Annotated in this window: 30 protein-coding genes; 23 read left to right on the forward strand and 7 right to left on the reverse strand. The window is 68.4% G+C overall.

Annotated elements, in window-relative coordinates; all coding sequences use genetic code 11:
• The first annotated feature begins 40 nt into the window (after positions 1-40).
• The 4 genes from KIH31_RS06975 to KIH31_RS06990 are packed head-to-tail and all read left to right on the forward strand — an operon-like array spanning position 41 to position 3,103.
• Positions 41-577, forward strand: a complete 537-nt coding sequence (locus tag KIH31_RS06975) for a hypothetical protein (protein WP_214426379.1) — start codon at positions 41-43, stop codon at positions 575-577.
• A 27-nt stretch (positions 578-604) separates the two neighbouring features.
• The gene (locus tag KIH31_RS06980) at positions 605-1,426 is read left to right on the forward strand and encodes an exodeoxyribonuclease III (RefSeq protein WP_214426380.1); all 822 of its coding nucleotides are present in this window, start codon (positions 605-607) and stop codon (positions 1,424-1,426) included.
• A 38-nt stretch (positions 1,427-1,464) separates the two neighbouring features.
• The gene (gene trpS, locus KIH31_RS06985; protein ID WP_214426381.1) at positions 1,465-2,499 is read left to right on the forward strand and encodes a tryptophan--tRNA ligase; all 1,035 of its coding nucleotides are present in this window, start codon (positions 1,465-1,467) and stop codon (positions 2,497-2,499) included.
• A 4-nt stretch (positions 2,500-2,503) separates the two neighbouring features.
• A complete protein-coding gene (locus KIH31_RS06990) occupies positions 2,504-3,103 on the forward strand; it encodes a 2'-5' RNA ligase family protein (protein ID WP_214426382.1) in 600 nt (199 codons plus the stop codon).
• Positions 3,104-3,301: 198 nt separating this feature from the next.
• On the opposite strand, the gene KIH31_RS06995 is transcribed toward KIH31_RS06990, so the two are convergent.
• The 4 genes from KIH31_RS06995 to sdhC all read right to left on the reverse strand — a co-directional run bounded on the left by KIH31_RS06995 (position 3,302) and on the right by sdhC (position 6,769).
• Positions 3,302-4,084 carry a succinate dehydrogenase iron-sulfur subunit gene (locus KIH31_RS06995; protein ID WP_214426383.1) on the reverse strand — a complete coding sequence of 261 codons (783 nt, stop codon included), beginning with the start codon at positions 4,082-4,084 and terminating at the stop codon, positions 3,302-3,304.
• On the reverse strand, positions 4,084-5,856 hold the full coding sequence (gene sdhA / locus KIH31_RS07000; RefSeq protein WP_214426384.1) for a succinate dehydrogenase flavoprotein subunit: 1,773 nt from the start codon (positions 5,854-5,856) through the stop codon (positions 4,084-4,086). Before sdhA ends, KIH31_RS06995 begins: the two co-directional genes overlap by 1 nt.
• A 64-nt stretch (positions 5,857-5,920) precedes the next feature.
• Positions 5,921-6,385 carry a succinate dehydrogenase hydrophobic membrane anchor subunit gene (locus KIH31_RS07005; protein WP_214426385.1) on the reverse strand — a complete coding sequence of 155 codons (465 nt, stop codon included), beginning with the start codon at positions 6,383-6,385 and terminating at the stop codon, positions 5,921-5,923.
• Positions 6,386-6,388: 3 nt separating this feature from the next.
• On the reverse strand, positions 6,389-6,769 hold the full coding sequence (sdhC, locus tag KIH31_RS07010; protein WP_214426386.1) for a succinate dehydrogenase, cytochrome b556 subunit: 381 nt from the start codon (positions 6,767-6,769) through the stop codon (positions 6,389-6,391).
• 223 nt (positions 6,770-6,992) lie between these two features.
• Here sdhC and KIH31_RS07015 point away from each other — a divergent pair, with 223 nt between their 5' ends.
• The 14 genes from KIH31_RS07015 (at position 6,993) to KIH31_RS07080 (ending at position 21,369) form a co-directional block, all read left to right on the forward strand.
• Positions 6,993-8,126, forward strand: coding sequence for a mannose-1-phosphate guanylyltransferase (locus KIH31_RS07015; RefSeq protein ID WP_214426387.1), 1,134 nt, complete (start codon positions 6,993-6,995; stop codon positions 8,124-8,126).
• A 30-nt stretch (positions 8,127-8,156) separates the two neighbouring features.
• On the forward strand, positions 8,157-9,359 hold the full coding sequence (locus KIH31_RS07020) for an amidohydrolase (protein WP_214426388.1): 1,203 nt from the start codon (positions 8,157-8,159) through the stop codon (positions 9,357-9,359).
• Between the two features lie 78 nt (positions 9,360-9,437).
• The gene (locus KIH31_RS07025) at positions 9,438-9,923 is read left to right on the forward strand and encodes a MarR family winged helix-turn-helix transcriptional regulator (RefSeq protein ID WP_214426389.1); all 486 of its coding nucleotides are present in this window, start codon (positions 9,438-9,440) and stop codon (positions 9,921-9,923) included.
• Positions 9,920-10,336 carry an Ohr family peroxiredoxin gene (locus KIH31_RS07030; protein WP_214426390.1) on the forward strand — a complete coding sequence of 139 codons (417 nt, stop codon included), beginning with the start codon at positions 9,920-9,922 and terminating at the stop codon, positions 10,334-10,336. The genes KIH31_RS07025 and KIH31_RS07030 overlap by 4 nt, the downstream gene beginning before the upstream one ends.
• A complete protein-coding gene (locus KIH31_RS07035) occupies positions 10,333-11,358 on the forward strand; it encodes an NADP-dependent oxidoreductase (protein ID WP_214426391.1) in 1,026 nt (341 codons plus the stop codon). Before KIH31_RS07030 ends, KIH31_RS07035 begins: the two co-directional genes overlap by 4 nt.
• Before the next feature lie 195 nt (positions 11,359-11,553).
• Positions 11,554-12,663 carry a BMP family protein gene (locus KIH31_RS07040; RefSeq protein ID WP_250545647.1) on the forward strand — a complete coding sequence of 370 codons (1,110 nt, stop codon included), beginning with the start codon at positions 11,554-11,556 and terminating at the stop codon, positions 12,661-12,663.
• Between the two features lie 125 nt (positions 12,664-12,788).
• Positions 12,789-14,369, forward strand: a complete 1,581-nt coding sequence (locus tag KIH31_RS07045; RefSeq protein WP_214426392.1) for an ABC transporter ATP-binding protein — start codon at positions 12,789-12,791, stop codon at positions 14,367-14,369.
• Positions 14,362-15,702 (forward strand): ABC transporter permease, encoded by a 1,341-nt coding sequence (locus tag KIH31_RS07050; RefSeq protein ID WP_214426393.1) that lies wholly within the window; start codon positions 14,362-14,364, stop codon positions 15,700-15,702. The genes KIH31_RS07045 and KIH31_RS07050 overlap by 8 nt, the downstream gene beginning before the upstream one ends.
• Positions 15,699-16,988 carry an ABC transporter permease gene (locus KIH31_RS07055; RefSeq protein ID WP_214426394.1) on the forward strand — a complete coding sequence of 430 codons (1,290 nt, stop codon included), beginning with the start codon at positions 15,699-15,701 and terminating at the stop codon, positions 16,986-16,988. Before KIH31_RS07050 ends, KIH31_RS07055 begins: the two co-directional genes overlap by 4 nt.
• A 4-nt stretch (positions 16,989-16,992) precedes the next feature.
• On the forward strand, positions 16,993-17,379 hold the full coding sequence (locus tag KIH31_RS07060) for a cytidine deaminase (protein WP_214426395.1): 387 nt from the start codon (positions 16,993-16,995) through the stop codon (positions 17,377-17,379).
• Between the two features lie 9 nt (positions 17,380-17,388).
• The gene (locus tag KIH31_RS07065) at positions 17,389-18,675 is read left to right on the forward strand and encodes a thymidine phosphorylase (protein ID WP_214426396.1); all 1,287 of its coding nucleotides are present in this window, start codon (positions 17,389-17,391) and stop codon (positions 18,673-18,675) included.
• 138 nt (positions 18,676-18,813) lie between these two features.
• A complete protein-coding gene (locus KIH31_RS07070; protein WP_214426397.1) occupies positions 18,814-19,524 on the forward strand; it encodes a DedA family protein in 711 nt (236 codons plus the stop codon).
• 85 nt (positions 19,525-19,609) lie between these two features.
• A complete protein-coding gene (locus KIH31_RS07075) occupies positions 19,610-20,746 on the forward strand; it encodes an adenosine deaminase (RefSeq protein ID WP_214426398.1) in 1,137 nt (378 codons plus the stop codon).
• Positions 20,743-21,369, forward strand: a complete 627-nt coding sequence (locus tag KIH31_RS07080) for a MazG nucleotide pyrophosphohydrolase domain-containing protein (RefSeq protein WP_374224857.1) — start codon at positions 20,743-20,745, stop codon at positions 21,367-21,369. Before KIH31_RS07075 ends, KIH31_RS07080 begins: the two co-directional genes overlap by 4 nt.
• A 33-nt stretch (positions 21,370-21,402) precedes the next feature.
• On the opposite strand, the gene KIH31_RS07085 is transcribed toward KIH31_RS07080, so the two are convergent.
• Genes KIH31_RS07085 through KIH31_RS18080 form a run of 3 tightly spaced genes read right to left on the reverse strand, consistent with a single transcriptional unit; the run spans position 21,403 to position 22,544 of the window.
• A complete protein-coding gene (locus tag KIH31_RS07085) occupies positions 21,403-21,708 on the reverse strand; it encodes an acylphosphatase (protein ID WP_214426399.1) in 306 nt (101 codons plus the stop codon).
• A 9-nt stretch (positions 21,709-21,717) separates the two neighbouring features.
• Positions 21,718-22,203 carry an SRPBCC domain-containing protein gene (locus KIH31_RS07090; RefSeq protein WP_214426400.1) on the reverse strand — a complete coding sequence of 162 codons (486 nt, stop codon included), beginning with the start codon at positions 22,201-22,203 and terminating at the stop codon, positions 21,718-21,720.
• Complete coding sequence (locus tag KIH31_RS18080) at positions 22,200-22,544, reverse strand: metalloregulator ArsR/SmtB family transcription factor (protein WP_307857571.1); 345 nt, start codon at positions 22,542-22,544, stop codon at positions 22,200-22,202. The genes KIH31_RS07090 and KIH31_RS18080 overlap by 4 nt, the downstream gene beginning before the upstream one ends.
• A 148-nt stretch (positions 22,545-22,692) precedes the next feature.
• Between KIH31_RS18080 and KIH31_RS07100 the strand changes: the two genes are divergently transcribed.
• The 5 genes from KIH31_RS07100 to KIH31_RS07120 all read left to right on the forward strand — a co-directional run bounded on the left by KIH31_RS07100 (position 22,693) and on the right by KIH31_RS07120 (position 26,919).
• A complete protein-coding gene (locus tag KIH31_RS07100) occupies positions 22,693-22,908 on the forward strand; it encodes a hypothetical protein (protein WP_214426838.1) in 216 nt (71 codons plus the stop codon).
• Between the two features lie 139 nt (positions 22,909-23,047).
• Entirely contained in the window at positions 23,048-24,331 is a 1,284-nt protein-coding gene (gene eno / locus KIH31_RS07105) for a phosphopyruvate hydratase (RefSeq protein ID WP_214426402.1), read from the forward strand.
• A 91-nt stretch (positions 24,332-24,422) separates the two neighbouring features.
• Positions 24,423-25,136 carry a septum formation initiator family protein gene (locus KIH31_RS07110; protein WP_214426403.1) on the forward strand — a complete coding sequence of 238 codons (714 nt, stop codon included), beginning with the start codon at positions 24,423-24,425 and terminating at the stop codon, positions 25,134-25,136.
• 191 nt (positions 25,137-25,327) lie between these two features.
• Positions 25,328-25,981: a DUF501 domain-containing protein gene (locus KIH31_RS07115; protein ID WP_214426404.1), complete on the forward strand. Its 654-nt coding sequence runs from the start codon at positions 25,328-25,330 to the stop codon at positions 25,979-25,981.
• Positions 25,978-26,919 carry a Ppx/GppA phosphatase family protein gene (locus KIH31_RS07120; protein WP_214426405.1) on the forward strand — a complete coding sequence of 314 codons (942 nt, stop codon included), beginning with the start codon at positions 25,978-25,980 and terminating at the stop codon, positions 26,917-26,919. Before KIH31_RS07115 ends, KIH31_RS07120 begins: the two co-directional genes overlap by 4 nt.
• Positions 26,920-26,939: the final 20 nt, after the last annotated feature.

Genomic DNA, 26,939 nt, shown 5'->3' on the forward strand with positions numbered 1-26,939 from the left:
AGCCGCCGGGGGAGGGGTGCAGGTCTGCGAGAATGGAGCCATGCAGTCTCTTGGTTCCGAATCGACAGGCACCCGCCGCCGCGGAGGGCTCTTCGGCGCCTCCACCGGCATCAGCGTGGGCGTGCTGGCACTGGTCTTCCTGGTCGCGCTGGTGTTCGCGGCCAACCACAACGACGTCCTCGGCTGGTTCATCGCGATCATCGCGGCGGGCTGGCTGGCGCTGTCCGTGATCGTCGTCGTCGGCATCCGCCGCGCGGCCAAGGCCGGAGCCGCGCAGCTGGCCGGCATGCAGCAGAGCTTCCGGCAGGCGGCCGGCATCGGCGGCGCGACGGCTGGAACCACCCAGCTGGTCGACGAGTCCGTGACCCGCGAGGCCGGCATCCGCGACCAGAAGCTCGAACACAGCTTCAAGATCGTGCAGGTCCAGGCCCGGGTGATTTCGGAGCAGCTCGGCGGCCAGGCGGACCGCGAAACGGTCGACCGGGCACTGGAAACCATCCAGATCACCGCCTCCAATGCGATGGCCATGCTCAAGGATGACGACGGCGGCCCGGTCAGCGGAACCGTCGTCGGCTGACCCCCGCCAACGGGTAAGGTTGATCGGGTGATCCCGGCATTGGAAAAGGCGCCAAATTCGCTGCGCGTGGCCACCGTCAACGTGAACGGACTGCGCGCCGCCTATAAGCGCGGCATGGCCGAGTGGCTCGCCCCGCGCGACGTCGACATTCTCTGCCTGCAGGAGGTGCGCGCACCGGACGCCGTCGTGCATGAGCTGCTCGGCGACGAATGGCACATCCTGCACGCCGAAGCCGAAGCCAAGGGCCGCGCCGGCGTGGCCATCGCCTCGCGCCGCCGGCCGGTCGCCACCCGGGTCGGCATAGGCGACGACTACTTCGCCACCACCGGCCGCTGGGTCGAAGCCGACTATGACCTCGGCCGCTCGCTGCTGACAGTGGTCAGCGCGTACGTGCACTCAGGCTCGGTCGGCACGCCCAAGCAGGACGACAAGTACCGCTTCCTCGACGTGATGCTCAAGCGCCTGCCGGACCTGAGGGTCGTCGCGGACCACGCACTCGTCGTCGGCGACCTGAACGTCGGGCACACCACCCTGGACATCAGGAACTGGAAGGGCAACGTCAAACGCGCCGGCTTCCTGCCGGAGGAGCGCGCCTACTTCGACCGGTTCTTCGGCGACCTGGGTTGGGTCGATGTCGCCCGCAGCCTCGCCGGCGACGTCGACGGCCCCTACACCTGGTGGTCCTGGCGCGGGCAGGCCTTCGACAACGACACGGGCTGGCGCATCGACTACCAGATGGCCACGCCGGACCTGGCCGCCGCCGCCCGCACGGCCGTGGTGGACCGGGCGCCGTCCTGGGACACGCGGTTCTCCGACCACGCACCGCTGGTCGTGGACTACCAGCTGTGACCGCCGCGAGCACGACGAAGATTTGAGAGTATTGGATTATGACCGTCACTGACCCCGCTGCACAGAAGCCGCGCGTTGTTTCCGGAGCCCAGCCCTCGGCGGACTCGCTCCACCTGGGGAACTACATCGGCGCGGTGCGTAACTGGGTGCAGATGCAGGACGACTACGAGACGGTCTACTTCATTCCCGACCTGCACGCGGTCACGGTCGACTACCGGCCCGAGGAGCTCGCGCACCGGACCCGCGTCACCGCCGCGCAGTACATCGCCGCAGGCATCGACCCGGAAAAGTCCACCCTCTTCGTCCAGTCCCATGTGCCCGAGCACGCGCAGCTGGCCTGGGCGCTGAACTGCATCACCGGCTTCGGTGAAGCCTCCCGGATGACCCAGTTCAAGGACAAGACGCAGCGCTACGGCAACGACGCCGCCACCGTGGGGCTTTTTGCCTACCCCACCTTGATGGCCGCGGACATCCTGCTCTACCAGGCCGGGTTGGTGCCGGTGGGGGAGGACCAGCGCCAGCATCTGGAACTGACCAGGACGCTCGCGCAGCGGTTCAACCACCGTTTCGGCGAAACTTTCGTGGTGCCCGAGGGCATGATCGTGAAGGAAACCGCGAAGATCTACGACCTGCAGAACCCGACGGCGAAGATGTCCAAGTCGGCGGAATCCCCGAACGGGCTGATCCAGCTGCTGGACGACCCAAAGGTCACGGCGAAGAAGATCAAGTCAGCGGTGACCGACGCCGGAACGGAGATCCGCTTCGACCGCGAGAACAAGCCGGGCATCTCCAATCTGCTCACCATCCACTCCACGCTCAGCGGACGGACCATTCCGCAGCTCGAGGCGGACTACGAGGGCAGGATGTACGGCCACCTGAAGGTGGACCTCGCCGAATTGGTCACCAGCTTCATCACGCCGCTGCGGGACCGCACCAACGAACTGCTCGCTGACCCGGCGGAACTGGACAGGATCCTCGCCCACGGCGCTAAACGCGCCCGCGAGATTGCGTCCGTCACCTTCAAGGACGCTTTCGAGAAGATGGGCTTCCTGCCCCTGGCCGGGGGCTTCTAGGCGCATGTGCCAGCCAGGCTTCCTCAAGACCGTGAACCGGAATGCGCCCGGCGGCAGCCGGTCGCTGGCTGCTGCCCAGCAGGAGCGGCCTGAGGGAAACCTGTGCGTCGGCGTCATCATCGGCTTTCCGGACCCGGTGGCGCAGGAGCTGCAGCAGTGGCGGGAATCGTTCGGGGACCCGATGGCCGGCATCGTCCCGGCGCACATCACCCTCGTCACCACCACGCCGGCAACGGACTGGGAAGCCACCGTGGAGCACGTGCGCGAAGTGGCCCGTGCGCAACGGCCTTTCTCCGTCACGATCAGCGGAACGGGCTCCTTCCGGCCGGTCTCGCCCGTGGTCTTCGTGAAGGTGACCGAGGGCTTCGAACACTGCGTCCGGCTGCATGAGAAGCTGCAAACCGGCCCGCTGGAACGCGACCTTCCCTTCCCCTACCACCCGCATGTGACGGTGGCGCACGACGTGGGGGAGCGCAGCATGGACGAGGCTGAGGAGCGGCTCGAGGAGTACCGGCGCAGCTTCGAGGTCAGGAGCATGGGGCTGTACGAGCACGACGACGACGGCGTCTGGCAGCTGCGCGAAGAACTCCCGTTCGGCGGGTAGCTTTTCGTCGCGGCGTCGCGGGCAAAGGGGGGCGGGTTCCTGCCCACAGATGCCCGCCGAACCCGGGAACCCGCCCCCTTCGCCCGCTCGTGCCCCATGGATGGCCGCCAAACCTGGGAATCCGTCCCCTTCGCCCGCTCAGACGCACGAAGGGCGCCTCCCCGGTGGGGAGGCGCCCTTCGTTGCTTGCTGGTGGTGCTAGATCTTGCGGTTCAGGATGGCCTGCTTGACTTCGGAGATGGCCTTGGTGACCTGGATGCCGCGGGGGCAGGCGTCGGTGCAGTTGAAGACGGTGCGGCAGCGCCACACGCCTTCCTTGTCGTTGAGGATCTCCAGGCGCATGTCCCCGGCGTCGTCGCGGCTGTCGAAAATGAAGCGGTGGGCGTTCACGATCGCAGCCGGTCCGAAGTACTGTCCGTCGGTCCAGAAGACCGGGCAGGAGGAGGTGCAGGCGGCGCACAGGATGCACTTGGTGGTGTCGTCGAAGCGCTCACGCTCTTCGGCGGACTGCAGGCGCTCCTTGGTCGGCTCGTGGCCCTTGCTGATCAGGAACGGCATGATCTCGCGGTAGGACTGGAAGAACGGCTCCATGTCCACGATCAGGTCCTTCTCCACCGGCAGGCCCTTGATCGGCTCCACGATGATGGGCTTGGACGTGTCCAGGTCCTTCAGCAGCGTCTTGCAGGCCAGCCGGTTGCGGCCGTTGATGCGCATGGCATCGGAGCCGCACACGCCGTGGGCGCAGGAACGGCGGAACGAGAGCGTGCCGTCCTGCTCCCACTTGACCTTGTGCAGCGCATCCAGCACCCGGTCGGTGCCGTACATGGTCAGCGAGAACTCGTCCCAGGCCGGCTCTGCGGAGACCTCGGGGTTGTAGCGCCGCACCCGCAGGGTGATGTCGAAGCTGGGGATCTCTCCGCCGCCGCCGATACCGGGAGCCAGGTCGATCCTCGAAGCCGGCTCTGCCATTTCTGTAGTCATCAGTACTTCCTCACCATCGGCTCGTAGCGGGTGAAAATGACGGGCTTGGTGTCCAGCCGGATGCCCGCCACGCTTTCACTCGTCGCCGCCTCGTCCTTGTAAGCCATCGAGTGCTTCATGAAGTTCTCGTCGTCGCGGTCCGGGAAGTCCTCGCGGTAGTGGCCGCCGCGGGACTCTTCGCGGTGCAGCGCGGCCACGGTCATGACCTTGGCCAGGTCCAGCAGGAAGCCCAGCTCAACGGCTTCGAGCAGGTCCAGGTTGAAGCGCTTGCCCTTGTCCTGCACGGTGATGCGCTGGTAGCGCTCCTCCAGTGCTGCGATGTCGGCCAGCGCCTGCTCCAGGGTCTCCTTGGAGCGGAACACCTGCATGTTGGCGTCCATGGTGTCCTGCAGGTCCTTGCGGATCGCGGCCACCCGCTCCCCGCCGTCGGAGCTGCGCACGTGCTCGAGCAGCTGGACCGTGTAGGCCTCCGGATCCTCCGGCAGCTCCACGAAATCGGCCGTCTTGGCGTACTCGGCCGCGGCGATGCCGGCGCGCTTGCCGAACACGTTGATGTCCAGCAGCGAGTTGGTGCCCAGGCGGTTCGAGCCGTGCACGGACACGCACGCCACCTCGCCGGCAGCGTACAGGCCGGGAACGACGGTGTCGTTGTCCTGCAGCACCTCGGCGTTGATGTTCGTGGGGATGCCGCCCATGGCGTAGTGCGCCGTCGGGAACACCGGCACCGGCTCCGTGTAGGGCTCCACGCCCAGATAGGTGCGGGCGAACTCGGTGATGTCCGGGAGCTTGGCGTCGATGTGTGCCGGTTCCAGGTGGGTCAGGTCCAGCAGCACATAGTCCTTGTTCGGACCGCAGCCGCGTCCCTCACGGACTTCATTGGCCATCGAGCGGGCCACGATGTCACGGGGGGCGAGGTCCTTGATGGTCGGGGCGTAGCGCTCCATGAAACGCTCGCCCTCGGAGTTGCGCAGGATCGCGCCCTCGCCGCGGGCGGCTTCGGAGAGCAGAATGCCCAGGCCGGCGAGGCCGGTCGGGTGGAACTGGAAGAACTCCATGTCCTCGAGGGGGATGCCGCGGCGGAACGCGATGCCCATTCCGTCGCCGGTGAGGGTGTGCGCGTTTGAGGTCGTCTTGAAGACCTTGCCGGCACCGCCGGAGGCGAAGACCACGGACTTGGCCTGGAAGACGTGCAGTTCGCCGCTGGCGAGGTCGTAGGAGACCACGCCGGCCACGCGCTTCTGCGGCTTGCCGTCGACGACGTCCTCGACCGTGAGCAGGTCCAGCACGTAGTACTCGTTGTAGAACTCGACCTGGTGCTTGACGCAGTTTTGGTAGAGCGTCTGCAGGATCATGTGGCCGGTGCGGTCCGCCGCGTAGCAGGCCCGGCGCACCGGAGCCTTGCCGTGGTCGCGGGTGTGGCCGCCGAAACGGCGCTGGTCGATCCGGCCCTCGGGCGTGCGGTTGAACGGCAGGCCCATCTTTTCCAGATCGAGCACCGCGTCGATGGCTTCCTTGGCCATCACCTCGGCGGCGTCCTGGTCAACCAGGTAGTCGCCGCCCTTGATGGTGTCGAAGGTGTGCCACTCCCAGTTGTCTTCCTCGACGTTCGCCAGGGCGGCGCACATGCCGCCCTGGGCCGCGCCGGTGTGGGAGCGGGTGGGGTAGAGCTTGGTCAGTACAGCGGTTCGCGCGCGCTGGCCGGATTCAATGGCGGCGCGCATGCCGGCGCCGCCGGCACCGACAATGACGACGTCGTACTTATGGACCTGCATCCGGGGTGCTCTTTCTCTCAGACTTCAGTGACAGTGTCCGGGGAGCTGGCCCCGGAGGGTTCGGTTACGGGGCTGGGCAGAAGCCGCCGGGGAGCGGGACGCCGTTGACCACCGGGCACGGGTTGAAGGTGAAGATCACCAGGGTGCCCAGGATGACGATGACGGCGGCCGCGGCATACAGGATGCCCTTGAGCCACATCCGGGTCGCGTTGCGCTCGGCGTAGTCGTTGATGATGGTGCGCACGCCGTTGCTGCCGTGCAGCATGGCCAGCCACAGCATGGCCAGGTCCCACACCTGCCAGAACGGGCTGGCCCACTTGCCGGCCACGAAGCCGAAGTCGATGGCGTGGATGCCCTGGCCGACCATGAGGTTCACGAACAGGTGGCCGAAGATCAGCACCACCAGGACGATGCCGGAGAGGCGCATGAACAGCCAGGCGATCATCTCGAAGCTGCCGCCGTTGCCCTTGGAGCGGCGGTACTGAGGGGCGATCCGGCCCGAGCGCGGGGTTTCAATGGTTGCTGACATGGCTTAGTGCCCTCCGAAGACGATGGAGAGGTGGCGGACGCCGAAGGCGGCGACGACGATGACCCAGACGATCAGGACGGCCCAGAGCATCTGGCGCTGGTACTTGGGGCCGCTCTTCCAGAAGTCGATCGCGATGATCCGCAGGCCGTTGAAGGCGTGGAAGACGATCGCGGCGACGAGGCCGAACTCGCCCAGGCCCATGACCGGGTTCTTGTAGGCGCCGATGACCGAGGTGTAGACCTCGGGGGAGACGCGCACCAGGGACGTGTCGAGCACGTGCACCAACAAGAAGAAAAAGATCACGACACCGGTGATCCGGTGTCCGACCCAGGACCACATGCCTTCACGGCCGCGGTACAGGGTGCCAGCTGGTTTTGTCGGCACTGTATAACCTCCCTGTGTCTCTTGGGCGCCAGCATGAGAACCACACGAGAGTTACGCCGTTGCAAGAGAGACTCGTTGTTTGAACCCAATCTAGGCTTCGCTGACAGCTTAGTTCAATTTGATTCCCCGATCCCCGGCCAGCGCTGCCGTAGGCTGTGACGCTTATCTCACTGCCGGCCCGCGTCCCGGGCCGCGAAAGGTCCTGTCCGTTAGAGTGAAGCCGATGAGTACTGAGCAAACCCCCGAAGCACGGGCCGTTCTGGACCGTTTCCACGCGGTGATTCCGGCCGGAGGCGTCGGTACCCGGCTGTGGCCGCTCTCGCGCGCCGCGGCGCCGAAGTTCCTGCACGACCTGACCGGCTCCGGCAGCACGTTGCTGCGCGCGACGTACGACCGGCTCGGTCCGCTGGCCGGGAACCGGGTGCTGGTCGTCACGGGCGAAGCGCACATGGCGGCGGTCTGCCGCCAGCTCCCCGAGCTCAGCGACTCCGACCTGGTGCTTGAAAGCGAACCCAAGGATTCCGCGGCTGCGATCGGCCTGGCTGCTGCCATCCTGCACGAGCGCGATCCAGGCATCATCATGGGCTCCTTCGCGGCGGACCATGTGATCAGTCCGGAGGAGGACTTCCGGGAGGCCGTCCGCGAGGCCATCTTCACGGCCGCCACCGGCAAGATCGTGACCATCGGCATCAAGCCGACGCATCCGTCCACCGGGTTCGGCTACATCCGCACCGGGGAGGGCCTGGACGTCGACGGCGCTCCGAGCGCCCTCGCGGTCCGCGAGTTCGTGGAGAAGCCGACCGAGGAAGTCGCTCTGGGTTACGTCTCCAGCGGAGAGTACCTCTGGAATGCCGGTATGTTCGTGGCGCCGGTTGCCCTGCTGCTGGCTCACCTGGAACGCAACCAGCCGGAGCTTCACGCCGGGCTGACCGAAATCGCGCAGGCCTGGGACACTCCGCGCCGCAAGGAGGTCACCGACCGCGTGTGGCCGACCCTTCCGAAGATCGCCATCGACTACGCCGTGGCGGAGCCCGCCGCGGACGCCGGCGACGTTGCGGTCATTCCGGCCACCTTCAGCTGGGACGACGTCGGGGACTTCGCCGCCATCGGCCGGCTGCACAACGCCCGTGAAAACCGGAACCTGACCGTGCTGGGGGAGGGCGCCCGCGTCTTCGCCGAGGGCGCCAGCGGCATCGTCGTCTCGGACACCAAACGGGTGATCGCGCTGATCGGCATCCAGGACGTCGTTGTCGTCGACACGCCCGACGCCCTGCTGGTCACCACCAAGGAACACGCACAGAAGGTCAAGGGTACCGTTGACGCGCTCAAGGCCAGCGGCGACGTGGACGTGCTCTAGCCCGACGCGATCGCGGCCTAGACTGGACCGGTGCGCAACTACACCGGTGAAAGCAACCCGACACCCGCCATCGGCCCGCGGCTGGAAGCCCTCCTGCCGGCGCTGACCGCGTTCCGACGGGACCTGCACGCCCATCCGGAACTCTCGCACAAGGAGTTCCGCACCACGGACAAACTGGTGGACGCGCTGGAAGCGGCAGGCCTGAAACCGCAGCGGCTGGAGAACACCGGCCTGTTCGTCGACATCGGGTCCGGCCCGGTCGCGACAGCGCTGCGCGGCGACATCGACGCGCTTCCCATCCTGGAGGAAACGGGGCTGCCGTTCGCCTCGAAGAACCACGGCGTGACCCACGCCTGCGGCCACGACGTGCACACCACGACGATGCTCGGTGCGGCGCTGATCCTGGCCGACATGCACGAGGAACGGCCGCTAGGCGGCACCGTGCGGATCATCTTCCAGCCCGCCGAGGAGACTATGCCCGGCGGCGCGTTGGATTGCATCGAACAGGGCGTGCTCGACGGCGTTCCGCGCATCATGGCCCTGCACTGCGACCCCCGGATCGACGTCGGGCATGTCGGCACCCGCATCGGGGCGATCACCTCGGCCTCCGACACGGTCCGGATTGAACTCACCGGCCGGGGCGGCCACACCTCTCGCCCGCACCTGACCGAGGACCTGGTCTTCGCGCTGGCCGAAATCGCTGTCAACGTCCCCGCCGTGCTGTCCCGCCGCATCGATGTCCGCAGCGCAGTATCCGTGGTCTGGGGCCAGATCCAGGCAGGGTCGGCCCCGAACGCGATCCCGGCCACCGGCTACATGGCCGGCACCATGCGCTGCCTGGACGCCGACGCGTGGCATTCGGCCGGCGAACTGCTCGATGAAGTGGTCAAGCAGGTGGCGGCGCCCTTCGGCGTCGAAGTGGACCTCGAGCACATTCGCGGCGTCCCCCCGGTCGTGAACTCCGAGCACGAAACGGCGATCATCGAGGCCGCCGCGCGCGCCGAACTGGGCGAGGACGCCGTGGTGCTGACCCCGCAGTCCATGGGCGGGGAGGATTTCGCCTGGTTCCTGCGCGAGATCCCCGGCTCCATGATGCGGCTCGGCACCCGCACGCCGGGCGGCGAAACCTACGACCTGCACCGCGGCGACTACGTGCTGGACGAGCGCGCCCTCGCCGTCGGGGTGCAGGTCATGACAGCAGCCGCCCTGCGGAGCCTGCGCGACCTGCACTAGCGCGCAGCCGCGGCGGGAGTGCGCCGCTTGGCTGTCATTTGAGTTGTGCGCAATTGAATTGCGCCGTAAGCTTTCGGTGTGACAGAAAAGCCGACGCTGGGACGCCAGGTATGCTTCGCGCTGTATTCGGCGTCCAAAGCCGCCACTGCCGTGTACCGGCCGCTGCTCGAGGAGCTCGGCCTGACCTACCCGCAGTACCTTGTGCTGCTGGTGCTCTGGGAACAGGATGCCCTCACGGTGCGCGAACTGGGGGAGAAGCTGGGCCTGGACTCCGGCACCCTGTCGCCCCTGCTGAAACGGCTCGAAGCCCACGGGATAGTCCTGCGCCGGCGCAGTGCCGAGGACGAGCGGCGCGTCCTGGTCGAACTCACCGACCAGGGCCGGCAGCTGCAGGAGCGCGCCGCCGCCGTGCCGCAGCGCCTCGCCGATGCCGCCGGCCTGTCCCCGGCGGAACTGGAGCAGCTGCACGGCACACTGGTTCGGCTCAACGCGGCCCTTGAAGCGGCCTCCGGGCCGACCACCTCCTCCCAGGCACCCTCCTCCCCAGCAAAGGACCCTTCATGAAGACTCTTTACACCGCCACCGCCGTGGCCACCGGGGACGGACGCAACGGCCGAGCCAGCACGCCGGACGGCCGGGAGCTCGGCGGCAGCGGGGAGGGCACCAACCCCGAGCAGCTCTTCGCCGCCGGCTACGCCGCCTGCTTCCATTCAGCGCTGCGCCTGGCCGGACGCCGGCGCCGGCTCGACGTCTCGGGTTCGGAAGTGACCGCGCAGGTGCGCCTCGGTTCCCTGGCCGAGGAGGAAGGCCCCGCGGGCGGCTACGGGCTGGGGGTCACGCTGCAGGTCGCCCTGCCCGCCGTCCTCCGCCCGGACGCCGAGGAACTGCTCGGCGAGGCACACCGGATTTGCCCGTATTCCAACGCGACGCGCGGAAACATCGCCGTCGCCCTCGAACTGAAAGAGGTCTCAGCATGAGCACCACGACTACCTCCCTGCCTGCCACCGGCCGGGAAATCCAGCTCGCAGCCCGTCCGGTCGGCTGGCCGACTGACGCGGATTTCCGCCTGGCGGAGGCACCCGTGCCCGGACTGGCCGAGGGGCAGGTCCTGGTCCGGAACCTGTTCATCTCCGTTGATCCCTACATGCGCGGGCGGATGAACGACGTCGAGTCCTATTCGGCACCGTTCGCGCTGGACGCGCCGATGGAGGGCGGCGCCGTCGGAGAAGTGATCGCGAGCCGGTCCGCGGACCGTGCCGTCGGCGACGTCGTCGTTCACTTCCTGGGCTGGCGCGAGTACGCGGTGGTGGACGCCGCTGCCACGAGTATCGCGGACACCTCCCTCGCCCCGGCCTCGGCCTTCCTCGGCGCGCTGGGCATGACCGGCCTCACGGCCTATGCGGGCCTGACCGAGGTTGCCGCATTCCAGCCGGGGGATACCGTGTTCGTCTCCGGCGCCGCCGGCGCGGTCGGCTCGCTCGTCGGCCAGATCGCCAAGGCCTCGGGAGCGAAGCGGGTCATCGGCAGCGCCGGGTCCGACGCGAAGGTCGCGCGGCTGCTCGAGCTCGGCTTCGACGCCGCTTTCAACTACCACGACGGGCCCGTCAAGGATCAGCTGCGGCAGGCCGCACCGGAGGGGATCGACGTGTACTTCGACAACGTCGGCGGGGACCACCTCGAAGCCGCCATCGCTGTGATGAAGCCCGGCGGACGGATTGCGCTGTGCGGTGCCATCGCCCAGTACAACAGCACCGAGGCGCCGGCCGCCCCGCGGAACCTGGCCACCGCCATCGGCAAGCAGCTCACGCTGCGCGGTTTCCTGGTGGGCAGCTACCGGCACCTCGCCGGGGAATTCGCGCAGAAGATGGCCGGCTGGCTCTCCTCCGGGACCGTCCGGTTCGACGAGACAGTCGTCGAGGGGCTCGAAAACGCCCCGCAGGCGTTCATCGACATGCTCAAGGGCGCCAACACCGGAAAGATGGTCGTCCGCGTCGGCTAGGCCGGCGGGAGTTCCAGGCAGCAGCCGGAGGCGGCCGTCCGGCATCCGGTTGCTGCTTGATTTACTCCTTGGTAACAAATATTCAACAATGTGCCTCTACGGTGGCTTCCGTGTTAGCGAGCTGCGGCCCGGGCCACTAAATTAACCTCATACGGCCCGTTCACTCACGGAGCCGCCCATTCCCCTGGAGGTACATTGAAGAACTCACTGCGCGCGCTCCAGCGCCGTACCGTTGCCGGCGCTGCAGCGATCAGTGCCACCGCGCTGATGCTCACCGCGTGCGGCGCCGCCCCGACGTCGACCGGCAGCGCCAGTGCGTCGGCCAGCGACTACACCGCCTGCATGGTCTCCGACTCCGGTGGGTTCGACGACAAGTCGTTCAACCAGTCCACGTACGAAGGCCTGAAGAAGGCCTCGACCGAGCTGGGCATCCAGGAGAAGCACGTCCAGTCCAAGGCGGACACGGACTACGGCCCCAACCTGCGCTCCATGGTCCAGGCCAACTGCAAGCTGACCGTCACCGTCGGCTTCCTGCTGGGCGACGCCACCAAAGAAATCGCGACCGCCAACCCCAAGAGCCACTTCGCGATCGTCGACTACATCGATCCGAAGTTCCCGGACAACGTCAAGCCGATCGTCTACGACACCGCTCAGGCGGCGTTCCTGGCCGGGTACCTGGCTGCGGCGGAGTCCAAGACCGGCAAGGTGGCCACCTTCGGCGGCCTCAACATCCCGACGGTCACCATCTTCATGGACGGCTTTGCCGACGGCGTGAAGTACTACAACCAGAAGAAGTCCAAGTCCGTCCAGGTCCTCGGCTGGGACAAGGACAAGAAGGACGGCACCTTCGTCGGCGACTTCAAGCAGGTCGACAAGGGCAAGGTCCTCACCCAGGGCTTCCTGGACCAGGGTGCGGACGTCATCCTGCCCGTGGCCGGCCCGGTTGGAGGCGGCGCCGCAGCGGCCATCAAGGAAGCCAACGCCAAAGGCGCGACGGACAAGCTCATCTGGGTTGACTCGGACGGCTACCTGACCGCGCCGGAGTACAAGGACGTCATCATGACGTCCGTGCAGAAGACCATGACCGACGCCGTGGAAACCGTCATCAAGCAGGACAAGGACGGCAAGTTCTCCAAGACCCCGTACGTCGGCACCCTCGCCAACGGCGGCGTCGCCCTCGCTCCGTTCCACGACTTCGACAGCAAGATCGACGCCGGCACCAAGAGCGAACTCGACCAGCTGAAGAAGGACATCATCTCCGGTGCCGTGAAGGTGCAGTCGCCTTCGAGCCCGCAGCAGCAGTAACCAGCAACAGCAAGACAGCGCCGCCAGTGCCACAGCTTCGGGCACTGGCGGCCTGTTTTTTGCTTCACTAGGCTGGCCTTAGCCTTGGGGAGCGACTCCATCCATCGACGAGATCGGTTGATAGCTTGAAACTCGAACTCAAGGGGATCACCAAAACCTTCGGTTCCCTGGTGGCCAACGACCACATTGACCTGTTGGTCGAACCTGGCCAGGTCCACTGTTTGCTCGGCGAAAACGGCGCCGGCAAATCGACTCTGATGAACGTCCTCTACGGGCTCTATGACCCCACGGAAGGCCAGATCCTGGTCGACGACGAACCTGTCGTCTTCAAGGGCCCCGGGGACGCGATGGCTGCCGGCATCGGCATGGTCCACCAGCACTTCATGCTGATTCCCGTCTTCACGGTGGTCGAAAACGTCGCGCTCGGCAACGAAACCACCAAGGGCGCCGGCCGGCTCGACCTGGACACCACACGACGCAAAATCAAGGAGATCTCCGACAAATACGGGTTCGACGTCGATCCCGACGCCCTTGTCGAGGACCTGCCTGTCGGCGTGCAGCAGCGGGTGGAGATCATCAAGGCGCTCGTCCGCGATGCCAAGGTGCTGATTCTCGACGAGCCGACGGCCGTGCTCACCCCGCAGGAAACCGACGAGCTGCTGGACATCATCCGCCAGCTCAAAACCAACGGCACTTCGGTGGTCTTCATCTCGCACAAGCTGCGCGAGGTCAAGGCCATCTCGGACACGATCACCGTCATCCGCCGCGGCAAGGTCGTCGGCTCGGCTGACCCAAGCGCGTCCGCCACCGAGCTGGCCTCCGCCATGGTCGGCCGTGCGGTCAATCTCTCGCTGGAGAAGGCCCCGGCCCGGCCAGGGGAAGCGACCTTCGCAGTGCGGAACCTCACCGTCACCGACCACAACGGCCAGCACGTGGTGGATGACCTCTCCTTCGATATCGCCCAGGGCGAGGTGCTCGCCATCGCCGGCGTGCAGGGCAACGGGCAGACGGAACTGACCGAGGCGGTGCTGGGCCTCCAGCCGCACGCGCGCGGCTCCGTGAAGCTCGACGGGAAGGAACTGCTGGGCCGCAGCGTCAAGCAGGTGCTCGACGCCGGCGTCGGCTTCGTTCCCGAGGACCGGCAGGTCGACGGACTGGTCGGGGCGTTCTCGATCGCGGAGAACATGATCCTGGACCGGTACGACCGCGCGCCCTTCGCCAAGGGCATTGGCTTGAAGCCCTCCGTCATCGCGGCCCACGCGGAAAAGAAAATCTCCGAATTCGACGTGCGCACGCCGTCCGTGACGGCCGCCGTCGGCACCCTGTCCGGCGGAAATCAGCAGAAGGTGGTGCTGGCCCGGGAGCTCTCCCGGCCGCTGCGCCTCTTCATCGCCTCCCAGCCTACCCGCGGGCTCGACGTCGGCTCCATCGAGTTCGTGCACAAGCGCGTCATCGCCGAGCGGGACCACGGCACCCCCGTCATGATCGTCTCGACGGAACTGGACGAGGTCCTCGAACTCGCGGACCGCATCGCCGTGCTCTACCGAGGCCGCCTGGTCGGCATCGTGCCGGGGAACACCTCCCGCGACGTGCTCGGGCTCATGATGGCCGGCATCCCGCCGGAGGAAGCCGGCAACGCCGCCGGGCTGCACGAGACCGCCGCCACCCCGACCACCGAGCGCCATGATGGAGGCGGACATGCCTGAGAACCTCAACACCGAACCTGCCGCCGAGCAGACAGCGGCGGATACCGCCACGGACACCGCCCTGGCCACCGCGGACGGCCGCATCCCGCCGTCGCCGGTGCCGGTGGCCAGCCAGGGCGGGGACCTGGGCCACGACGGGGGAGGGTCCCTGCTGCGGCAGATCTTCACCGGCAACTCGCTGGTGGCGTTCCTCTCCGTCGTGCTCGCGATCGTGCTCGGCGGAGTCCTGATCGCCGTCACTGACGAGAAGGTCGGCGCCGCCGCCACGTACTTCTTCGCCCGGCCCTCCGACACCCTCTCGGCGATCTGGACCGCCGCGTCCGGTGCCTACGTCGCGCTCTTCCAGGGCTCGATCTTCAACCCGAACGCGCAGACCTTCGAGGGCATGATCTACCCGATCACCGAGACCCTCACCGTGGCCACCCCGCTGATCTGCGCCGGCCTGGGCGTCGCCCTGGCCTTCCGCGCCGGCCTGTTCAACATCGGTGCCCAGGGGCAGATCATCATCGGCGCCACCTTCGCCGGCTGGGTCGGCTTCACCTGGCACCCGCCGGTGGGCCTGCACCTGGCGCTCGTGATCGTCGGTGGCCTGCTCGGCGGCGCGGTCTGGGGCGGTGTCGTGGGCCTGCTGAAGGCGCGCACCGGGGCGCACGAGGTGATCGTGACGATCATGCTCAACTACATCGCCCAGTTCCTGCTGCTGTTCCTGCTCACCACCCCGGCGTTCCAGCGGCCGGGCAACACGAACCCGATTTCGCCGCTGCTGGACCAAAGCGCGCTCTACCCGTTGGTGATGGGGGAGCAGTTCCGGCTGCATTGGGGCTTCCTGGTCGCCGTCGCAGCCACCGTCTTCGTCTGGTGGCTGCTGAACCGCTCGACAGTGGGCTTCGAGTTCCGCGCGGTCGGGGCCAACCCCAGCGCTGCCCGGACCGCCGGCATCAACGTCTCCAAGGGCTACATCCTCGTGATGGCCATCGCGGGCGCCCTCGCCGGGCTCGCCGGCGTGGCCCAGGTCGCCGGCACCGAGAAGGTGCTTTCCGGCGGCGTCGCGGCGACCTTTGGCTTTGACGCGATCACCGTCGCCCTGCTGGGCCGCTCCTCGCCGTGGGGCACGTTCTGGGCGGGCCTGCTGTTCGGGGCCTTCCGGGCCGGCGGAACCGCGATGCAGGCGGACACCGGCACGCCGATCGACATCGTGCTCGTGGTCCAGTCCCTGATCGTGCTCTTCATCGCGGCGCCGCCCCTGGTGCGCGCGGTGTTCGGCCTGAACCCGCGCAAGAAGAAGACCAAGAAGGCGGCGGTTGCCGCTGCAGAGGGAGCAGGCGCGGCATGAGCGCAACCACACTCACCCCCACGTCCCCCAAGGCCGCGGCCGTGGACAAGCCGGTCAGCTGGAAGGTGCCGGTGACGCTCAGCGTCGTGGCCGTGGCAGCGCTGGTGGTCTTCGGCTCCATGGCCCCGGGCGCTTCGGCCACCTTCGGCATCTCAACGGACCGTGACCTGCTGCAGCTGCCCGCGCTGACCGTCTCCGGCGTGGCGGGCGGCTGGGTGTGCGCGCTGGCGATGCTGGCCTTGGCCGGCTACTCGGTCTACCTCGCCCGCGCCGCGGCAAAGCTTCCGGCCTGGGTGCCGATCGTCTTCGGGGCCCTGTTCGTCGTCGGGTTCCTGATCTGGGTGGTGGCCGGCGCTCGGACCACGAGCATCTCGCTGGCCGGCCTGATTGCCGGTTCCGTGACCCTGGCCGTCCCGCTGGTGTTCGGTTCCCTTTCCGGCGTGCTCTGCGAACGGGCCGGCGTGGTGAACATCGCCATCGAGGGCCAGCTTCTCGGCGGGGCCTTCACCGCAGCGGTGCTCTCCACCGTCACCGGCAGCGTGTACGTGGGCCTGCTGGGCGCCGCCGTCGCCGGGGCGCTGGTGTCCCTGATCCTCGCGATCTTCAGCATCAAGTACGTCGTGAACCAGATCATCGTGGGCGTGGTGCTCAACGTGCTGATCTCCGGGCTGACCGGCTACCTGTTCTCCACGGTGTTGACCCGGGACCCGGAGCACTTCAACGCCCCGGGCAGGCTGCCGATCATCGAGATCCCGTTCCTCTCCGCCATCCCGATCATCGGGCCGATCCTGTTCCGCCAGTCGGTGGTGGGCTACCTGATGTACATCGCCGTGGCCGCCGTCTGGTTCGGCCTGTTCAAGACCAAGTGGGGTCTGCGCGTCCGCGCCGTCGGCGAACACCCGCAGGCGGCGGACACCGTCGGCATCAAGGTCAACCGCATCCGGTTCTGGAACGTGATCCTCGGGGGCGCCATCGCAGGCGTCGGCGGTTCCTTCTTCACCCTCGTGGCCGTGGACAGCTTCACCAAGGACATCTCCGGAGGCCGCGGGTTCATCGCCCTGGCAGCCTTGATCTTCGGCCGGTGGAACCCCATCGGGGCCTTCCTCGCCGCCCTGCTGTTCGGCTTCGCCGACAACCTGCAGAGCCTGCTCACCATCATCGGCACCCCGGTGCCCAGCCAATTCATGGCGATGCTGCCCTACGCGGTGACCATCTTCGCCGTCGCCGGGCTGGTGGGGCGCTCCCGGCCGCCGGCCGCGGACGGCATCCCGTATGTCAAGGGTTGAGCGCATGCCAGAGATCGACTGGGACCTCCTGACCGGCGCTGCGCGGGAAGCCATGTCCCGGGCCTACGCCCCCTACTCCAACTTCCCGGTGGGTGCCGCGGCGCTCACCGAGGACGGCATCATCGTCTCCGGCTGCAACGTCGAAAACGCCTCCTACGGGCTGACGCTCTGCGCCGAATGCTCCCTGGTGTCCGCCCTGCACATGGGCGGGGGCGGCCGGCTGGTCGCCTTCGCCTGCGTGGACGGCAAGGGAAACGTGCTCATGCCCTGCGGGCGGTGCCGGCAGCTGCTGTACGAACACCGCGCACCCGGCATGGTGCTGCTGACCGTGAGCGGCGTCCGCACCATGGACGAAGTGCTGCCGGACGCCTTCGGCCCCCAGAACCTCTAAGGAAGACTGATGACAGAATCGTTCGACGCCGTCGACATCATCCGCACCAAGCGGGACAAGGGCACGCTGAGCCCGGAGCAGATCGACTGGACCATCGACGCGTACACCCGCGGCGTGATCGCGGACGAGCAGATGGCCGCGCTGAACATGGCCATCCTGCTCAACGGCATGAGCCGGGCCGAGATTTCCCGCTGGACGACGGCAATGATCAACTCCGGCGAGCGGATGGACTTCTCCTCGCTGGGCAAGGCCACGACGGACAAGCACTCCACCGGCGGTGTGGGGGACAAGATCACCCTGCCGCTGGCGCCGCTGGTCGCCGTGTTCGGTGTCGCCGTGCCGCAGCTCTCCGGCCGCGGGCTGGGCCACACCGGCGGCACCCTGGACAAGCTCGAGTCCATCCCGGGCTGGCGCGCGGCGCTCTCGAACGAGGAAATGATGCGCCAGCTCGCCGATGTCGGCGCGGTCATCTGCGCGGCCGGCGCGGGCCTGGCACCCGCGGACAAGAAGCTCTATGCGCTGCGGGACGTCACCGGCACGGTCGAGGCCATCCCGCTGATCGCGTCGTCGATCATGAGCAAGAAGATCGCCGAGGGCACCGGCTCACTGGTGCTCGACGTAAAGGTGGGCAGCGGCGCCTTCATGAAGGACGAAGCGCGTGCCCGCGAACTGGCGGAGACCATGGTGGGTCTGGGCAGCGACGCCGGGGTCAGGACGGTGGCCCTGCTGACCAACATGAACACACCGCTCGGGCTGACCGCGGGCAACGCCATCGAGGTCGAGGAATCCCTTGAGGTACTCGCCGGCGGCGGCCCGGAGGATGTCGTCGAACTCACCGTGCGCCTCGCCGAGGAGATGCTCGCCGGCGCCGGCGTGCACGACGCCGATCCCGCGGCGGCGCTCAAGGACGGCCGGGCGATGGACGTCTGGCGCCGGATGATCGCCGCCCAGGGCGGCGATCCGGAGGCGGCGCTGCCGGTGGCACGCGAATCCGAGACCGTGTATGCGCCGGCGGACGGTGTCCTGCTGGAGCTGGATGCCCTCTCGGTCGGTGTCGCGGCCTGGCGGCTGGGTGCCGGCAGGGCCCGCAAGGAGGACGTGGTGCAGGCGGGCGCGGGCGTGCGGCTGCATGCCAAGCCGGGTGCGCTGGTGCGCGCCGGGGAACCTCTGATGACCCTGCTCACCGACACCCCGGAGCGCTTCGACCGGGCGAAGGAAGCCCTCGAGGGCGACGTCGTCATCGGACCCGAAGGCGACCGCCCGGCCCAGCAGCTGATCATCGACAGGATCGCCTGAGCGGCGGGAAACCAACGGGAGGGCCCGTCCGTTGTCCCATGGGAGGGTTTCGGCTCCCGGGCGCGGATTTCGATGGCGCCGGAGCCCCCGCCGTGGGAAACTTATCCCCACTGAGAACAGGTACGAGGAGCACAGCGCGTGGAATTTCTGAACCACATGATCCTGCACGCCGCCGGGGCGTGGTGGATCTACCCTGTGCTGCTCGCTTTCTGCTTCATCGACGGCTTCTTCCCGGTGCTGCCCAGCGAGACGCTGATCGTCGCGCTGGCGGCCGTCTCGGTGATGTCGGGCCAGCCGAACATCTGGCTGACCATGCTCGCCGGCGCGGTCGGCGCGGTGGCCGGGGACAACGTCGCGTACCTGCTGGGACACCGGATCGGCACGACGCGCTTCAAGTGGATGCGCAGGCCCAGATCGGCCAAGGCACTGCACTGGGCGCGGTACGAACTGGACAAGCGCGGGGCCATGCTGATCTTCACCGCCCGGTACGTCCCGGTGGGCCGCGTGGCGGTCAACTTCACCGCCGGCGCAACAGGGTACCCGCACCGGCGGTTCTTCGTGCTGGACGTGTTCGCCGCCCTCACCTGGGTGGGCTACTCCTGGGGCATCGGTACCGTTGCCGGGCACTGGGTCCACCAGCACCCGCTGCTGGGGGCGGCCATCGCCATCGTGTTCGCCATTGTCATCGGCTTCATCATCGACCACGCAATGCAGTTCGTGCACCGCTGGCACGACCGGAAGCTGGCCAAGGCGGCCGAACGCGCCACCGCGGCCGGGACGGGCACCCCGTCGGGGACGGGCACCCCGTCCGCGCCGGTGAAGGACGTCGCCCCGCAGGGCAAGCTTTAGGGCTTCACGTCTTCGGCCGCGGACCGCGACGCGGAGGCGGCGGACAACTGGCAATCTCCCTGCCCGTCTCTCTAGAGTTGGGTCCGTGACTGAACTCGAGTTCTCCCCAGCGTCCGCGTCCGACTTCGACATCCGCAGCCTGCCCAAGGTTTCCCTGCACGACCACCTTGACGGCGGGCTCCGGCCGGCCACCATCATCGAACTCGCCGAAGCCGTCGGGCACACCCTGCCCTCCACGGACCCGGTGGCGCTGGGGGAGTGGTTCCGCGAATCGGCCGACTCCGGGTCGTTGCCGCGCTACCTGGAAACCTTCGACCACACCATCGCCGTGATGCAGACCCGTGAGGGCCTGTTCCGCGTCGCGAAGGAGTTCGTCCTCGATCTGGCCGATGACGGCGTCGTCTACGGTGAAGTGCGCTGGGCTCCGGAGCAGCACCTGCAGAAGGGCCTGAGCCTGGACGAGGTGGTCGAGGCCGTGCAGGAGGGCCTGGAAGCCGGCGTCGAGGAAGTGACCGCCTCGGGCCGCCAGATCCAGGTGGGTCAGCTGATCACGGCGATGCGGCATGCGGACCGCGGCCAGGAAATCGCCGAACTGGCCGTCCGCCACCGGGACAAGGGCGCCGTCGGCTTCGACATCGCCGGCGCCGAGGACGGGTTCCTGCCCTCCCGCTTCAAGGACGCCTTCACCTATCTGGCCGAGAATAACTTCCCGGCCACCGTCCACGCCGGCGAGGCCGCCGGGCTGGAGAGCATCCAGGACGCCCTGGTGCACGGACGGGCGCTGCGGCTGGGACACGGCGTGCGGATCGCCGAAGACATCCAAGTCGAGTTCACCACCGATGAGGCAAACCAGAACGACGTCGGCCTGGTCACCCTCGGCCACCTCGCGGCCTGGGTGCGGGACCGGGGAATCGCGCTGGAGCTGTGCCCGTCGTCGAACCTGCAGACCGGCGCCATCGAAGCCTTTGGTGACACCGTGGAGGACCACCCGATCGACCTGCTCTACCAGACCGGCTTCCGGGTCACCGTGAACACCGACAACCGGCTGATGAGCGGGGTGAGCCTGACCGACGAATTCGAGCTGCTGGTGGAGGCCTTCGAGTACGACCTCGACGACCTGCTGGCGCTGACCCTGAACGCCGCGGAAGCAGCCTTCCTGCCGCTGGAGGAGCGCGAAGCCCTGGCAGACCTGATCACCGAGGCCTACCAGAACGCGCGGTGAGCAGCGTTGACCGGCTCGTGGAGGTCATCGCCCTCCTGCGCGGGCACTGCCCGTGGATGGCGGCGCTGACCCACGAGTCGCTGGTGGAGTACCTCGTGGAGGAGTCCTACGAGCTGGTCGAGGCCATCGAGGGCGGCCGCGGGGACGACATCAAGGGGGAGCTGGGCGACGTCCTGCTGCAGGTGGTGCTGCACGCCCGGCTCGCCGAGGAAGCCGGACGCTTCAGCTTCGACGACGTGGCCTCCGGGCTTGCGGAGAAGATGGTGCGGCGCAATCCGCATGTCTTCCGGCCCGACGGCAGCCTGCAGGACAGCTTCCCCGCCACGGTGGAGGAAATCGAGCTGCGCTGGCACGAGGTGAAGAAGACCGAGCGCTCCGGGGACGACTCGCCGTTCCTGGGCCTGCCTGCATCCCTGCCGGCCCTGGCCCTGGCGCGCAAGAGCCTCGACCGCGCGCGCCGGGCCGGCCTCAGGCTGCCGGAGCCGGCCGCGGTGCCGGAGCCGGCGGACGAGGCGGCGCTGGGGGAGCTGCTGCTCGGGCTCAGCGTGCAGGCCCAGGCCCTCGGCTTCGACGCCGAGCGGGCGCTGCGCGACGCCGTCCGCCGCTTCCAGGCCGGCAGCTAGGACCGCGGCCGGACCCGCCGCGGCGGCGCCGCGCTAGTGCAGGTTGAAGCGCCGGAATTCGCCGGTCGCCTCGCTGAACTCTGCTTCCACGAAGTCGACGTCTCCCGGCGTCTGGCCCGAGCGCAGGGTTTCGAGCAACTCGGCGAGCACCGGCCGCGGCCCTTCGGCCACCAGCCGGACGGTCCCGTCGCTCTGGTTGCGCACGTCGCCGGTCAGGCCAAGGTCTTCGGCCCGCAGCAGCGTCCAGAAGCGGAAGCCGACGCCTTGGACGATGCCGTTCACAGTCGCGGTAAGCCTGGCGGAGGAATCCCCGCCGGACGGGGTCTGGGTTCCTGACATGGGGACAGACTAGTCCTCCGCGGCCCGTTCCTCACCGGCCGTCGCGGTGTCGAGGACCCGGCCGAGCGCGGTGACGATGTGGCCCCAGCCGCCGCTCATGATGGTGCGTGGCAGCTGCTGCGAGGCGTCGTCCGGATCGAATCCGCTGTGCGTGAGCAGCAGCCTCGTTCCCTCGCCTTCGGCGGTCAGCTCCCAGGTCACCACCCAGCCGGTGGGCCGCTCGGCGAGGGCGTCGTCCCAGGTCATGCTCAGCTTTGTGCCTTCCTCCGCTTCCAGCACGGTGCAGGCGACGAGGCCGGAGAAGTTCGCCGCCTCGATCGGCCTGCCCTGCATGCTGAAGCGGGTTCCGGGCACCGGGCGGAAGCCCTCGGTCTTCATCAGCCAGCGCTCCATCAGCTCCGGAGTGGTCATGGCCTCCCAGACGGCGGACGGCGGGTGCGGATAGTACTGCTCGATCACGATGGCGCCGGTGGCGGCCGGGAGCGAAGAGGTCACGGAGAATCCTGTCTGAGGTCGTCGAGGAGCTGCCCGAGGCCGGCCGTCCGCTCGCGCCAGAACCGCTCGTACGGCTGGAGCCAGGCGTGGACCTCGTGCAGGGGGGATGGGGTGATGCTGTACCGCTGGAACCGCCCGTCCCTCACGGAGCGCACGAGTCCGGCCCGTTTGAGGGCGGAAAGATGCTCCGCGACACTGGGCCGGGCGAGGTCGAAGCCATCGGCGATCTCCTGCGCGGTGCGGTCACCGGCAAGCAGCACGTCGAGGATCCGGCGCCGCACCGGATGGGCCAGCGCGCCGAAGAGCAGATCCGTCGGTGAGGGGTCGTTCAGCGGGCGCACCCCCGCACTATATGTAGGAAAAAACCTACGCGTCAACTCGCAGGGCCTCCCGTCGCCCTCGGTATGATGCACAAGAGCCCTGCTTGTGCCGGGCCTTCGCCGCGCGGACCGCCGGCGCGCACCACTGCTCTTCGGGAAGGTACGAACCGTGAAAGCTGAACTGTCCAGCCTTTGGGCGATGGCAGCGGACATCGAAACCCTGCAACTCCAGCTTGATGCGGCACGAATCGCCCTCCATGAGGCTGCAGCCGCGGTGCTCTCCGCAGGCGTCGGCACGCCGGCGGAGGTTAGCGAGGCGACCGGCATGAGCGAGGCGGAACTGGCGCGGCTGCCCGGCGGCGGCGCGGGCGAGGCGAAGGCCTGACACCGCCGGCGGCCGGCCGGACACAAAGCCCGCGCGGCGGCCCGATTCGGTAGGCTTAGGCCTCAGGACCCCCAAACCCGTCCTCCCCGGATTTTCCACCCATAGTTCCCTTCAAGTTCGAATGAACAGGAGCACTTCCATGGCGCTTATCGAAGCCATTCACGCGCGTGAAATCCTTGACTCCCGCGGCAACCCCACGGTCGAGGTCGAGGTCGGCCTGGACGACGGGTCCATCGGCCGCGCTGCGGTTCCCTCCGGCGCCTCCACCGGCGCCTTCGAGGCCGTCGAACGCCGTGACGGCGAGAAGAACCGTTACCTGGGCAAGGGCGTCAGCCAGGCCGTCAATGCCGTGATCGACCAGATCGCTCCGGCACTCGAGGGCCTCGACGCCACCGACCAGCGACTGATCGACCAGACCATGCGCGACCTCGACGGCACCCCGAACAAGGCCAACCTCGGCGCCAACGCGATCCTGGGTGTCTCCCTCGCCGTCGCCAGCGCCGCCGCCGAGTCCGCGGACCTGCCCCTGTACCGCTACCTGGGCGGCCCGAACGCCCACGTGCTGCCGGTACCGCTGATGAACATCCTCAACGGCGGCTCGCACGCCGACTCCGACGTCGACATCCAGGAATTCATGGTGGTGCCGCTCGGCGCGTCCACCTTCTCCGAAGGCCTGCGCTGGGGCGTCGAGGTCTACCACGCGCTGAAGTCCGTGCTCAAGGAGCAGGGCCTGTCCACCGGCCTCGGCGACGAAGGCGGCTTCGCGCCGAACCTGCCGTCCAACCGTGCCGCGCTGGACCTCATCCAGGACGCCATCCGCAAGGCCGGCTACACCCCGGGAGCCGACATCGCCCTGGCCCTGGACGTGGCCTCGTCCGAGTTCTACGAAAACGGCAAGTACAACTTCGAGGGCAAGCAGGTCTCCGCCGAGGAAATGAGCGCCTACTACGAAGAACTGGTCCGCGACTACCCGCTGGTCTCGATCGAGGACCCGCTGGACGAGGACGACTGGGAGGGCTGGGCCAAGCTGACCGCAAGCCTCGGTGACAAGGTGCAGCTCGTGGGAGATGACCTCTTCGTCACCAACCCGGAGCGCCTGCAGCGCGGCATCACCGCCAAGACGGCCAACTCGCTGCTGGTCAAGGTCAACCAGATCGGTTCGCTCACCGAGACGCTCGACGCCGTGTCCCTGGCCCAGCGCGCCGGTTACACCACCATCACCTCGCACCGATCCGGCGAGACCGAGGACACCACCATCGCCGACATCTGCGTGGCCACCAACGCCGGACAGATCAAGACGGGTGCCCCGGCCCGTTCCGAGCGCGTGGCGAAGTACAACCAGCTGCTGCGCATCGAAGAGGAGCTCGACGACGCGGCACGCTACGCCGGGTTGAGCGCCTTCCCGCGTTTCACCGCCAAGTAAGGCACGTCCGGTGGCTATGGTTGAAAGACCATAGCCACCGGCCCGTTTAACGGGCCGGTCTCCGCCGGCCGACCAGCACACCAGGAGTTCCATGCCGACCCGCCGCCCGAATGTGCCCCGCGCCTCAGCCGCCGGCGCCAAGGCCCCGGCGGACCACCCCAGGGCAACTGACGGCGCGGAGATCCTGCGGCCCCGGTTCGGCTCGCACACCCCGGACGCCGGTGGCGGCAAAGCCCCCACGCCCGTCGACGGCGCAGCCACCGCGGCCGGTGGGAACGAGGATGCTCCGCCGCCGGCCGGCCGCACAGACGGCCTCCGGTCCGCAGCGCGGGACGCGGCAGTCCGAGCCGGCACCGTCCGGGACTCGGCAGCCCGGCTCCTCGGGGGAACGCGGTCACGGCAGTCCGACGAGGGCAACACCCCCGTTCCGGCCAAGGCCTTTTCCGGCCGGATGCTTGCCCTCGCCGTCGTTCTGATCTCCATCACCGTCCTGCTCGCGCCCACCGTGCGCGTCTATATCGAGCAGCGCGCCGAAATCTCAGCCCTGCAGGATGACATCAGAAACAAACAGGCTGAGCAGCAGAGCCTCCAGACGCAGGTGACCCGGTGGAGCGACCCGGCCTTCGTCCGCCAGCAGGCCCGGGACCGGATCAACATGGTGATGCCCGGCGAGACCGGCTACTGGGTGTTCGGCGGCGACGCTGCGCCCGCTGCGCCTGCGCCGAAGGGGACGGCCATGAACCCGTCCAACCTGCCGTGGGTGGATGCGCTGTGGCAGTCGATCCAGCGCTCGGCCAAGGACTGACGCCAGCCCGCGCTAGCGCCGTCGCGCTACCCCGCCCGCTTCGCGGTCGGGGCCCCTCGCGCTAGCGCCGTCGCGCTACCCCGCCCGCTTCGCGGTCGGGGCCCCTCGCGCTAGGCTTGGAGACCTACCGCCGCGACCTTGCCTTGGCCGCGGCTTGCCCTTGAACGACGGAAGTACCTAGGAGGTCCGGCATGCCCGGAGCCGGAACCGCGGCCGATCCCCGAATCCCGACGGCACAGGACCTCGAGGTCCTCAGCCGGCAGCTCGGCCGCCCGGTCCGCGATGTGGTCGAGATTCCGGCCCGCTGCGTCTGCGGCAATCCGCTCGTCGCCGCCACCGCACCGCGGCTGGGCAACGGCATCCCGTTCCCCACAACGTTCTACCTCACGCACCCGGTCATCACAGCTGCAGTGTCGCGGCTCGAAGCCGCCGGTGTGATGGCCGAGATGAGCGAACGGCTCGGATCCGACGACGAGTTGGCCGCCGCCTACCGCGCGGCCCACGACGCCTACCTCACGGCCCGCCGGGACATCGGCGAGCGTGCCGGCACCGGGCCCGTCCCGGAAATCGACGGCATCTCGGCCGGCGGAATGCCCACCCGGGTGAAATGCCTGCACGTGCTGGTCGGGCACTCACTGGCTGCCGGGCCCGGCGTCAACCCGCTCGGGGACGAGGCGCTGGCCGCCATCGCCGAGTGGTGGACAAGAGACCGCTGCAACTGCGACGGCGCGTGGGACACCCAGGGGCCGGTTCCCTCCAAGGACCTGAGCCGGCACGTGAAGCACCTCGAGGCCAAGGCGGCCGCCCAGGAGGAAGCAGACCAGGCAGGAGAACGACAGTCATGACGCGGGTGGCAGGAATCGACTGCGGGACAAATTCGATCCGGCTGCTCATCGCGGATCCGCTCGACGGCGCCCTGGCCGACGTTGAGCGCCTGATGAAGGTGGTCCGGCTTGGCCAGGGTGTCGACGCCACCGGCCGGCTCGCCGACGAAGCCCTCCAGCGCACCTTTGCTGCGGCCGAGGAATACGCCGGACTGATCCGTGACCGCGGTGCCGAGGCCGTCCGGTTCGTGGCGACGTCGGCGACGCGCGACGCGGAGAACCGCCAGGTGTTCGTGGACGGCATCCGGGAGCGGCTCGGCGTCGAGCCCGAAGTGATCAGCGGCGACGAGGAAGCGGCACTGTCCTTCGCCGGTGCCGCCAGCGTGCTGCCGGCGGACGGCCCGTCACCGGTGCTGGTGGTCGACCTCGGCGGGGGCAGCACCGAGTTCGTGCTGGGCGACAGGGCCGGCGTGCGCGCCGCCCGCTCGGTCGACATCGGGTGTGTGCGGCTCACGGAGCGCCACCTCGCCGCCGACCCGCCCACGGCCGAGCAGGTTGCCGCTGCGGAGGCCGACGTCGACGCCGCCCTGGACCTCGTGGAGCAGGCGGTGCCGCTTGGCGAAGCCGCGGTGCTGGTCGGCGTGGCGGGCAGCGTCACAACGATCACGGCGCACGCGCTGCGCCTGGCCGCCTACGATCCGGCGCGCATCCACGGTACGAGTCTCGACGGCGCGACCGTCGCCCGTGCCTGCACCGAACTGCTGGAAATGACGCGGGACCAGCGCGCTGCGCTGCCCTACATGCACCCCGGCCGGGTGGACGTCATCGGGGCCGGAGCACTGATCTGGCGGCGCGTGCTGAAACGTGTCGAGGCGGCCAGCGGCGGCCGCGTGGCCGGGGCCACCACGAGCGAACACGATATTCTTGACGGAATTGCCCTGAGCGTAGCGCGTTCATAGGGGACCGGCACCGCGCCCGT

It is taken from the genome of Paenarthrobacter sp. DKR-5, assembly GCF_018531425.1.
In the GTDB taxonomy this organism is placed as follows: domain Bacteria; phylum Actinomycetota; class Actinomycetes; order Actinomycetales; family Micrococcaceae; genus DKR-5.

Coding starts and splice junctions, on each gene's coding strand:
- KIH31_RS07030 (WP_214426390.1), top strand. CDS start 9,920: ATGAAGACTCTTTACACCGCCACCGCCGTGGCCACCGGGGACGGACGC.
- KIH31_RS07005 (WP_214426385.1), bottom strand. CDS start 6,385: ATGTCAGCAACCATTGAAACCCCGCGCTCGGGCCGGATCGCCCCTCAG.
- KIH31_RS07015 (WP_214426387.1), top strand. CDS start 6,993: ATGAGTACTGAGCAAACCCCCGAAGCACGGGCCGTTCTGGACCGTTTC.
- KIH31_RS07060 (WP_214426395.1), top strand. CDS start 16,993: ATGCCAGAGATCGACTGGGACCTCCTGACCGGCGCTGCGCGGGAAGCC.
- KIH31_RS07120 (WP_214426405.1), top strand. CDS start 25,978: ATGACGCGGGTGGCAGGAATCGACTGCGGGACAAATTCGATCCGGCTG.
- KIH31_RS06995 (WP_214426383.1), bottom strand. CDS start 4,084: ATGACTACAGAAATGGCAGAGCCGGCTTCGAGGATCGACCTGGCTCCC.
- KIH31_RS07085 (WP_214426399.1), bottom strand. CDS start 21,708: ATGTCAGGAACCCAGACCCCGTCCGGCGGGGATTCCTCCGCCAGGCTT.
- KIH31_RS07065 (WP_214426396.1), top strand. CDS start 17,389: ATGACAGAATCGTTCGACGCCGTCGACATCATCCGCACCAAGCGGGAC.
- trpS (WP_214426381.1), top strand. CDS start 1,465: ATGACCGTCACTGACCCCGCTGCACAGAAGCCGCGCGTTGTTTCCGGA.
- eno (WP_214426402.1), top strand. CDS start 23,048: ATGGCGCTTATCGAAGCCATTCACGCGCGTGAAATCCTTGACTCCCGC.
- KIH31_RS07055 (WP_214426394.1), top strand. CDS start 15,699: ATGAGCGCAACCACACTCACCCCCACGTCCCCCAAGGCCGCGGCCGTG.
- KIH31_RS07050 (WP_214426393.1), top strand. CDS start 14,362: ATGCCTGAGAACCTCAACACCGAACCTGCCGCCGAGCAGACAGCGGCG.
- KIH31_RS06990 (WP_214426382.1), top strand. CDS start 2,504: ATGTGCCAGCCAGGCTTCCTCAAGACCGTGAACCGGAATGCGCCCGGC.
- sdhA (WP_214426384.1), bottom strand. CDS start 5,856: ATGCAGGTCCATAAGTACGACGTCGTCATTGTCGGTGCCGGCGGCGCC.
- KIH31_RS07035 (WP_214426391.1), top strand. CDS start 10,333: ATGAGCACCACGACTACCTCCCTGCCTGCCACCGGCCGGGAAATCCAG.
- KIH31_RS07110 (WP_214426403.1), top strand. CDS start 24,423: ATGCCGACCCGCCGCCCGAATGTGCCCCGCGCCTCAGCCGCCGGCGCC.
- KIH31_RS06975 (WP_214426379.1), top strand. CDS start 41: ATGCAGTCTCTTGGTTCCGAATCGACAGGCACCCGCCGCCGCGGAGGG.
- KIH31_RS07115 (WP_214426404.1), top strand. CDS start 25,328: ATGCCCGGAGCCGGAACCGCGGCCGATCCCCGAATCCCGACGGCACAG.